Source organism: Comamonas sp. (assembly GCF_036666375.1).
Classification (GTDB): domain Bacteria; phylum Pseudomonadota; class Gammaproteobacteria; order Burkholderiales; family Burkholderiaceae_C; genus Comamonas.
In genome coordinates this window covers 1-8,791 of the sequence record NZ_JAVWWA010000134.1, presented here as the reverse complement: position 1 = coordinate 8,791, position 8,791 = coordinate 1, and the positions used below count along the sequence as shown (strand labels likewise).

At 65.8% G+C, this 8,791-nt stretch carries 9 protein-coding genes; 7 read left to right on the top strand and 2 right to left on the bottom strand.

Going from position 1 to position 8,791, the window contains the following annotated elements:
• Positions 1-41: 41 nt before the first annotated feature.
• The 3 genes from RR928_RS22255 (at position 42) to RR928_RS22245 (ending at position 5,348) form a co-directional block, all read left to right on the top strand.
• Entirely contained in the window at positions 42-3,197 is a 3,156-nt protein-coding gene (locus tag RR928_RS22255; protein ID WP_332539523.1) for an efflux RND transporter permease subunit, read from the top strand.
• A complete protein-coding gene (locus tag RR928_RS22250; RefSeq protein ID WP_332539524.1) occupies positions 3,190-4,632 on the top strand; it encodes an efflux transporter outer membrane subunit in 1,443 nt (480 codons plus the stop codon). The genes RR928_RS22255 and RR928_RS22250 overlap by 8 nt, the downstream gene beginning before the upstream one ends.
• A gap of 191 nt (positions 4,633-4,823) precedes the next feature.
• Positions 4,824-5,348, top strand: a complete 525-nt coding sequence (locus RR928_RS22245) for a c-type cytochrome (protein ID WP_332539525.1) — start codon at positions 4,824-4,826, stop codon at positions 5,346-5,348.
• A gap of 43 nt (positions 5,349-5,391) precedes the next feature.
• Here RR928_RS22245 and RR928_RS22240 read toward each other — a convergent pair whose 3' ends face one another.
• Positions 5,392-5,913 (bottom strand): DUF2946 family protein, encoded by a 522-nt coding sequence (locus RR928_RS22240; RefSeq protein WP_332539526.1) that lies wholly within the window; start codon positions 5,911-5,913, stop codon positions 5,392-5,394.
• 125 nt (positions 5,914-6,038) lie between these two features.
• Between RR928_RS22240 and RR928_RS22235 the strand changes: the two genes are divergently transcribed.
• From RR928_RS22235 to RR928_RS22220, 4 genes are all read left to right on the top strand, one after another.
• Positions 6,039-6,644, top strand: coding sequence for a LemA family protein (locus tag RR928_RS22235; protein WP_332539528.1), 606 nt, complete (start codon positions 6,039-6,041; stop codon positions 6,642-6,644).
• Between the two features lie 12 nt (positions 6,645-6,656).
• A complete protein-coding gene (locus RR928_RS22230; RefSeq protein WP_332539529.1) occupies positions 6,657-7,538 on the top strand; it encodes a TPM domain-containing protein in 882 nt (293 codons plus the stop codon).
• Positions 7,539-7,540: 2 nt separating this feature from the next.
• Entirely contained in the window at positions 7,541-8,086 is a 546-nt protein-coding gene (locus RR928_RS22225) for a TPM domain-containing protein (protein ID WP_332684301.1), read from the top strand.
• Positions 8,087-8,182: 96 nt separating this feature from the next.
• Positions 8,183-8,440 carry a hypothetical protein gene (locus RR928_RS22220; RefSeq protein ID WP_332539531.1) on the top strand — a complete coding sequence of 86 codons (258 nt, stop codon included), beginning with the start codon at positions 8,183-8,185 and terminating at the stop codon, positions 8,438-8,440.
• A gap of 66 nt (positions 8,441-8,506) precedes the next feature.
• Here RR928_RS22220 and atpC read toward each other — a convergent pair.
• A partial coding sequence (gene atpC, locus RR928_RS22215) for an ATP synthase F1 subunit epsilon (RefSeq protein ID WP_332684299.1) occupies positions 8,507-8,791 on the bottom strand: 285 nt, incomplete at its 5' end.

Genomic DNA, 8,791 nt, shown 5'->3' with positions numbered 1-8,791 from the left:
GCACCGGCTGCCGCAGCGGCTGACAAGTAAAGGCATCCGTCATGGCCAAGTTTTTTATTGAGCGCCCCATCTTTGCCTGGGTGATCGCGCTGTTCATCATCGTGATGGGCTCGGTCTCACTCACGCAGTTGCCGATTGCGCAATACCCGCCCGTGGCCCCTCCGGCCATCGTCATCAGCACCGCCTATCCCGGTGCTTCCGCCCAGACCCTGGAAGACAGCGTGCTGTCCGTCATCGAGCGCGAGATGAACGGCTCGCCCGGACTGCTCTATATGGAGTCGGTCGCCCAGGCCAACGGCACGGGTTCGATCACCGTGAGCTTTGCGCAGGGAACCAACCCCGAGCTGGCCCAGGTCGATGTGCAGAACCGTCTTTCGCGCGCCACGCCGCGCCTGCCCGCAGCCGTGACACAGCAGGGTGTGAAGGTCGACAAGTCGGCCGCCAACTTCCTGCTGTTCGCGATGCTGGCATCGAAGAATCCGGAATGGGATACGACGGCGCTGGGCGATTACGCGACCCGCAACCTGGTGCCCGAACTCCAGCGTGTCACCGGCATCGGCCAGGTGCAGCTGTTCGGCTCCGAGCAGGCGATGCGCATCTGGATAGACCCAGCCAAGCTGCAGGGCTTCAACCTGTCGTCGGCTGAAGTGACGGCCGCGATCCAGTCGCAGAACGCCCAGGTCGCGTCCGGCGCGATCGGCGAGCTGCCCAACATCACCGGCCAGTCGATCTCGGCCACGGTCACCGTGCGCGGCCAGCTGTCCACGCCCGAGCAGTTCGGCAACATCGTGCTGCGCGCCCAGACCGACGGCTCGACCGTGCGCCTGAAAGATGTGGCGCGCATTGAAATCGGCCAGCAAAGCCTGTCGACTTCGGCGCGCCTGAACGGCCAGCCCGCCGTCGGTATCGGTGTCCAGCTCTCGCCTTCGGGCAATGCGCTGGCCGCCGCCAAGGACGTGCGCGCCAAGCTCGAGGAGCTGCAGAAGTTCTTCCCTGAAGGCGTCGAATGGTCGATTCCCTACGACAGCTCGAACTTCGTGAGCATCTCGATCAAGCAGGTCGCGAAGACGCTGGTCGAAGCCGTGGCACTGGTGTTCCTGGTGATGTTCCTGTTCCTGCAGAACTGGCGCTACACCATCATCCCGACCATCGTCGTGCCCATCGCACTGCTGGGCACCTTTGCCACGCTGCTGGCCCTGGGCTTCTCGATCAACGTGCTGACCATGTTCGGCATGGTGCTGGTGATCGGCATCGTGGTGGATGATGCGATCGTGGTGGTCGAGAACGTCGAGCGCATCATGGAAGAGGAAAAGCTGCCGCCGCGCGCCGCAACGCGCAAGGCGATGGGCCAGATCTCGGGCGCCATCATCGGCGTGACCGTGGTGCTGATCTCGGTGTTCGTGCCGCTGGCGTTCTTCGCCGGCTCCACGGGCAACATCTATCGCCAGTTCGCCACCGTGATGGTGGCCTCGATCGCCTTCTCGGCGTTCATGGCGCTGTCGCTGACGCCCGCGCTGTGCGCCACGCTGCTCAAGCCCGTGGACCACGACGCCAAGAAGAACAAGTTCTTCAGCTGGTTCAACCGCCGCTTCAGCCAGACCGCCAAGGGCTATGAAAGCGTGGTCGCGCGCATGCTCAAGAAGGCCGCGCGCTATCTTGTCATCTACGTCGCCATTCTTGGCGCCGCAGCGCTGGTCTTCAAGAACCTGCCCACCTCCTTCCTGCCCGGTGAAGACCAGGGCACGGTCATCGCCAACGTCCAGCTGCCGCCAGGCGCAACGCTGCAACGTACCCAGGCAGTGATGGAAGAAGTGGAAAAGTTTGCGCTCAAGCAGCCCGAAGTCTCGAGCATGGTCAGCGTGCTGGGCTTCAGCTTCTCGGGCCAGGGCCAGAATGCCGGCCTGGCGTTCATCACGCTCAAGGACTGGGGCGAACGCCACGGCGCGGAGCATTCGGCCGACGCGATTGCGGGCCGCATCATGGGAGCGATGTCGGGCGTGCGCGATGCCTTCGTGTTCGCGCTGAGCCCGCCGCCCATTCCCGAACTCGGCAACTCGTCGGGCTTCACGCTGCGCCTGCAGGACCGCGGCAGCAACGGCCATACCGCGCTGGTCAATGCGCGCAACCAGTTGCTGGGCATGGCCTCGCAAAGCAAGGTGCTGACACAGGTGCGCCCCGAAGGCCTGGAAGACGCACCGCAGCTGCAGATCGACATCGACCGCGACAAGGCCAGCGCGCTGGGTGTGGCGTTCAGCGCGATCAACTCGACGCTGTCCACCTCGCTGGGCTCGAGCTACGTCAACGACTTCCCGAACAAGGGTCGTCTGCAGCGCGTGATCGTGCAGGCCGATGCGCCTGCGCGGATGCAGGGCGAAGACCTGATGCAGCTCACGGCGCCCAACGCCCAGGGCCAGCCCGTGCCGTTCTCGGCCTTTGCCAGCACGCGCTGGGTCGTCGGTGCGCAGCAGACGCTGCGCTACAACGGCTACCCCGCGATGAAGCTCACCGGCATGCCCGCACCGGGCTACAGCACGGGTGACGCGATGGCGGAAATCGAGCGCATGGTCGCGCAGCTGCCCGACGGCTTCGGCTACGAGTGGACCGGCCAGTCGTACGAAGAAAAGCTGGCCGGCTCGCAGTCGCTGATCCTGTACAGCTTCGCCATCCTGGCCGTGTTCCTGTGCCTGGCCGCGCTGTACGAGAGCTGGACGATTCCGCTGGCCGTGATTCTGGTCGTGCCGCTGGGCGTGCTCGGGGTGGTGCTGGGCACGCTGCTGCGTGGCTACTCCAACGACGTGTACTTCCAGGTCGGGCTGATCACCATCATCGGTCTGACGGCCAAGAACGCGATTCTGATCATCGAGTTCGCCAAGGACCTGCAGGCCCAGGGCAAGAGCGTGGTCCAGGCCGCGATCGAAGCCGCCCACCTGCGTTTCCGCCCGATCATCATGACCTCGCTGGCCTTCGGCCTGGGCGTGGTGCCGCTGGTCCTGGCCTCGGGCGCAAGCTCGGCCAGCCAGCGCGCGATCGGCACCGGCGTGCTCGGCGGCATCATCACCGGCACCGTGCTGGCGGTGTTCTTCGTGCCCGTCTTCTTTGTGATCGTCCGCTCGCTCTTCAAGGGCAAGAAGCATGCCGAGGATATCAATCCTCCCGAAGCTTCCGCCCACAACCCGGAGGCCCTGCGCCATGATTAACCGCTGCACTCCCGTAGCGCTCGCAGCGGCCTTGCTGATGGCCGGCTGCTCGTTCATTCCCACCTACGAGCGCCCCGCGGCGCCCGTGCCCGCAAGCTACAGCAGCGCCCCGCAAGGGGCAGGCGCGAGCGCCCAGGCGGCTGCCGCCCTGCCCTGGCAGGACTACTTCACCGATGCCCGCCTGCAGCAGCTGATCGGCCTGGCGCTGACCAACAACCGCGACCTGCAGGTCGCGGTGCTGAACATCGAGCAGGCCCGGGCCCAGTACCGGATCACGCGCGCCGACCAGTTCCCGACCATTCAGGGCGGCATGACGGCGTCGCGCGCACCCGATACGGTCAACGGCGGCTATGCCAACGCCTACAGCGTGGGCCTGCAGACCACGGCCTGGGAGCTCGACTTCTTCGGTCGTGTGGGCAGCCTCAAGCAGCAGGCCCTGGCACAGTACCTCGCGACCGAGGAAGGCATGCGCGCCACGCAGGTGAGCTTGGTGGCATCGGTCGCCAGCGCCTGGTACACGCTGCTGGCCGACGAGGAACTGCTGGCCATTTCGCGCCGCACGCTCGAGACCCGCGAAGCCTCGGTCGGCCTGACCAAGCTGCGCTTCGACGCCGGCGCGACTTCCGAGCTTGACTATCGCCAGGCGGTGTCGCTGACCGAAGCCGCGCGCGCCACGCTCGCACAGCAGCAGCGCCAACGCGCGCTCGACGCCAATGCACTGACGCTGTTGCTGGGCCAGTCGCTGCCGCCCGAAATCAACGCCGGCATCACCAACACCCGGCTGGACCAGGCGCCGGCACTGGCTCCGCTGCCCGCGGGCCTGCCGTCCGATCTGCTGATACAGCGCCCCGACATCCGTCAGGCGGAGCAGCAGCTGATTGCAGCCAACGCCAACATCGGCGCGGCGCGCGCGAATTTCTTCCCGCGCATCGCGCTCACGGCCCAGGTCGGCACGGCCAGCAATGAACTCTCGGGGCTGTTCAAGAGCGGCGCCTGGGGCTTCTCGCTCGCACCGTCGGCACTGCTGCCTATCTTCGACGCCGGCCGCAACAGCGCCAACCTCGACGCCGCCCAGGTCGGTCGCCAGATCGCGGTCGCCCAGTACGAGAAAGCCATCCAGACCGCATTCCGCGAAGTCTCGGACGCACTCGACAGCCAGACCGCGCTGCAGGAGCAGGAACGCGCCCAGCGCGCCCAGCTCGAGGCCGAAACCGTGCGCCTGAAGCTGTCCGACCTGCGCTATACCAACGGCGTGTCGAGCTACCTCGATCTGCTCGATGCCCAGCGCACGCTGTTCACGCTCGAGCAATCGGTGGTGCAGGTGCGCCTGGCCCAGCTGCAGAACCAGCTGCTGCTGTACAAGGCGCTGGGCGGGGGCGTGAATTCGCCCACACCGCTGGCCAGCAACGCGCCGGCCCCCGCAGCCCAGCGCTGAGATCCGCGCCCGCGCGGCTGCACAGCAAAGGCCATGACCTCCGGGGCATGGCCTTTTTTCTTGCGCCAGATCATGTCCCGTGCAGCTTGTTTGCCGTAGTGCACACGCACGGGGAAACGCGCAGCCACCGGACGACAGGCGCCCCATATAATTCCCTGCTGGTCTATACCCCTAAAAATATTGAGGACGTCATGAGTGCCACCCCCCACGAAGAAGCCCATGCAGGCCCGATCAAGAACCCCAAGCAGTTGCTGATCGCCGTCTTTCTCTCTTTTGTGATTCCGGTCCTGGTGATCATCGGCCTGGTGATGTTCGTCAACTCCGGCAGCAAGCCCGGCCCGGGCGTAGGCAATCCCGAGATGGCCAAGGCCCAGCGCCTGCAAAAAGTGGGGCAGATCGAAATCCGTGACGCCAACCGTCCGCTGCGCGGCGGCGAAGCGGTCTACAACGGCCAATGCGCGGCCTGCCATGCGGCTGGCGTCGCCGGTGCGCCCAAGTTCGGCGATGCCGCTGCCTGGGGTCCGCGCCTGGCGCAGGGCTTCGAGGCACTGGTCACCTCGGCGCTCAAGGGCAAGGGCGCGATGGCGCCCCAGGGCGGCGGCGACTTCAACGACACCGAAATCGCGCGCGGCGTGGTCTTCATGGCCAATGCGGCCGGCGGCAAGTTCGATGAGCCCCAGGCGCCTGCGGCGGCCGAAGGCGAAGCGGCGAAGTAATACCGCGGCACGCTGCGGGCAAAGAGGCCTGCGGGCCGGCGTTTCAGGTCTGCTGCGCGGGGCTGGGCACAAAGCCAAAACGCGCGGGCAGGCTGCTGGCCAGGACCTCCTCCTGCGGCCAGCGCTGCTGCTCCAGCCCATCGGCCACCAGCCCCACATCCTGGCTGTGCACCAGTCCCAGGCCCAGCTCTGTCACCAGATAGACCCGGCCCTGCTCGTCGACCAGACACGCTTGGGGCGTGGCCAGCGCCCCGGTCTGGGCCTGTACCTCGCCGCCGGGCTGCAAGCGCCAGACAAACGGCGCGGCCTCGAGTTCCACATAGACGCGCTGCGGCCCGTTCTGGAAGAACCAGCGCCCGAGATCATCGCTCGCATAGTTGCGTGCAATGAAGGCCAGCAGCTTCTCATGCTCCAGAAGTGAGCCTTTGCTCTGCGGGAATGCGCCCAGCGCCTGCACTGCGTCGTCACGCAGGAACCACTGGCCGCGCGCATCCAGTCCCAGCCAGCCGAAGCAGTCGGGCACATTGGGCCATTTGGCCATGGCCTGTTTCACGATATCGTCCATCACGGTCTCCTTTGGTTCGCGGCCTGCTCCTACCTACCCTTACCAGGGTACATGCGGCACAATCGTCTGCACCGGCAGCCTTGGCTGCCATCTCGCCCGTCACCGGGTGCCAGCACAAGCCTACTATGAAACGCCTTCTCGCCATTCTGTTCACGGCCCTGGCCCTCACGGGCTGCGGCTACAACGATTTCCAGCGCCTGGACGAACAGTCCAAAGCCGCATGGAGCGAAGTGCTCAATCAGTACCAGCGCCGCGCCGATCTGGTGCCCAACATCGTCGCCACCGTCAAGGGCGAGGCCAATTTCGAGCAGGAAACGTTGACCAAGGTGATCGAAGCGCGCGCCAAGGCCACATCCATACAGGCCACGCCCGAACTGATCAACGACCCCGCGGCCTTCGCCAAGTTCCAGCAGGCCCAGGGCGAGCTGTCGGGCGCGTTGTCGCGCCTGATGGTGGTTTCGGAGCGCTACCCGCAGCTGCAGGCCAACCAGGGCTTCCGCGATCTGCGCGTGACGCTCGAAGGCACGGAAAACCGCATCACCGTCGCGCGCAACCAGTACATCCAGACCGTGCAGGCCTACAACGTGCTCGCGCGCAGCTTCCCGACCAACCTCACGGCCAAGGTCTTCAGCTACGCGCCCAAGCCCAACTTCACGGTGCAAAACGAGGCCCAGATCTCCGCGCCGCCCAGCGTGGACTTCTCCAAGCCGGCCCCGGCCCCCGCACGCTGATTCGGGCACCCCATGCCATTCACGCTGGCCTGGCGCTGGCTGCTGACCCTGCTGCTGATTGCCGGCGCGCCGCTGCAAGCCGGTGCACAGGCGCTGCAGCCCGTGCCCGCCCTCACCGCGCGCGTCATCGATCAGACCGGCACGCTCGCTGCGGCCGATCGCACGGCGCTCGAAGCCCAGCTCGCGGCGATTGAAAGCCAGCATGGCTCACAGGTCGTGGTGCTGATGGTTGCCACTACGGCGCCGGAAGACATTGCAGCCTATGCCTACCGCGTCGCCAGCGACTGGAAGATCGGCCGGCGCGAGGTCGGCGACGGCCTGCTGGTCGTGGTTGCCAAGAACGACAGGCGCATGCGCATCGAAGTCGCACGCAAGCTTGAAGGCGCAATTCCCGATATCGCGGCCGCACGCATTCTGGACGAGACCATGCAGCCGCGCTTTCGCGCCGATGACTACGCGGGCGGGCTCAGTGCCGGGATCACGCAGATAGGCAAATTGATCGCGGGCGAGCAGTTGCCGCCGCCCGGCAAGAAATCTTCTCAGGCCAAGGGCGACCTGGACCTCGAATCGCTGGCGATCTTCCTGTTCATCGCGGTGTCGGTGCTTCGGCCGATGGCGCGCGCCATCTTCGGCAACCGCCTGGGCGCCGTGCTGATGGGTGCAGGCACGGGTGCGGTCGCCTTCTGGCTCACCACCAGCCTGCTGCTCGCCGGCGGCGCTGGCGTCATTGCATTGCTGATCACGCTGCTGTCCAACGGCAAGGGAATGCATATTGGCGGTGGCGGGTTCGGCGGTGGCGGCGGATTCGGCGGCGGGGGCGGATTCGGTGGCGGCGGCTTCAGCTCCGGTGGCGGCGGCAGTTTTGGTGGCGGCGGCGCCTCGGGGAGGTGGTGAACATGCGCAATTGGATGCAACGCCTCGCGCGCCTGCTGCGCCACCGCTGGGCCGAAGGCCGGATGCAGGCCGCTGTGCCCGATGAACTGCTGGACCGCCTGGGCCGGCGCGTTGCCGCGAGCGAGCAGCGCCACACAGGCGAGATCCGCATCTGCGTCGAGGCCGGCCTGCCGCTGTCCTATGTGTGGCGCGACGCTTCGGCGCGCGAACGCGCGGTCGCGCTGTTCGGCAAGCTGCGGGTCTGGGACACCGAGCACAACAACGGCGTGCTGATCTATCTGCTGCTCGCCGACCATGCGATCGAGATCATTGCCGACCGCGGCCTGACGCGCGTCATTCCCGCCGACACCTGGGAAAAGCTGGCGCAGGAAATGGGCTCGGCATTCCATGACGGTCACTATGAAGACGGACTGACCCAGGCATTGGGCTATGTCACGGCGCTGCTGCACACGCATTTCAAAGTGGATGCGGGCGCTGCGCCCCTCGATGGTGACGAACTGCCCGATGCGCCGGTGCGCCTGCGTACAGGCCATGGCTTCAGGCCCTGAAACGCCGCCAGGTGAAACATGGCTCGCGGGCTTGGTCACAGGTGTCACTACATGTGATAGCGTTGCTGCATTCCCTTTTCAATACCGGAGCTATCCATGAAGACATTGGCAGTCATTGCAGCCACCCTCCTCGGCCTGACCGGCTGTGCCAGCCTGGGCAACAGCAGCACCGAAACTCCCGTGGTCTATGACTATGTGCTGAGCTGCAAGCTCAAGGAAGACGATCCACGCAAGTGCGAAGCCCAGGTCAAGGCCCTGTGCCCTGCGCCCGAAAAGGCCCAGCTGCACAAGCGCCGCGTCGTCGACCCCAAGGACAATGCCGTGGTCTATGTCTACCAGGCAAAGTGCGATTGATCGCGCCAACGCTTCAGACATAAAAAAACCGCTCCAAGGAGCGGTTTTTTGTTGCGCGGCAAAAGCTCAGCGCTTTTGGCGGAACTTGCGCAGGGCAGCGATTTGCGCTGCCATGACGGCCAGCTCGGACTGGGCCTTGGCCAGGTCCAGCTCGCCCTTGGCGTTCTTCAGTGCTTCCTCGGCGGCGGCCTTGGCCTTGTTGGCCTTCTCGTCGTCGAGGTCCTTGCCACGGATGGCTGTATCGGACAGCACCGTGACGCAGTTGGGTTGCACTTCGAGGATGCCGCCGGCCACGAAGACGAACTCTTCGCTGCCGTCCGCCATCTCGATGCGCACCGAGCCGGGCTTGAT

Excerpts from the sequence above, each read along its gene's own strand:
- RR928_RS22245 (WP_332539525.1), top strand. The coding sequence starts at position 4,824 with ATGAGTGCCACCCCCCACGAAGAAGCCCATGCAGGCCCGATCAAGAAC.
- RR928_RS22220 (WP_332539531.1), top strand. The coding sequence starts at position 8,183 with ATGAAGACATTGGCAGTCATTGCAGCCACCCTCCTCGGCCTGACCGGC.
- RR928_RS22230 (WP_332539529.1), top strand. The coding sequence starts at position 6,657 with ATGCCATTCACGCTGGCCTGGCGCTGGCTGCTGACCCTGCTGCTGATT.
- RR928_RS22255 (WP_332539523.1), top strand. The coding sequence starts at position 42 with ATGGCCAAGTTTTTTATTGAGCGCCCCATCTTTGCCTGGGTGATCGCG.
- RR928_RS22240 (WP_332539526.1), bottom strand. The coding sequence starts at position 5,913 with ATGGACGATATCGTGAAACAGGCCATGGCCAAATGGCCCAATGTGCCC.
- RR928_RS22250 (WP_332539524.1), top strand. The coding sequence starts at position 3,190 with ATGATTAACCGCTGCACTCCCGTAGCGCTCGCAGCGGCCTTGCTGATG.
- RR928_RS22235 (WP_332539528.1), top strand. The coding sequence starts at position 6,039 with ATGAAACGCCTTCTCGCCATTCTGTTCACGGCCCTGGCCCTCACGGGC.
- RR928_RS22225 (WP_332684301.1), top strand. The coding sequence starts at position 7,541 with ATGCGCAATTGGATGCAACGCCTCGCGCGCCTGCTGCGCCACCGCTGG.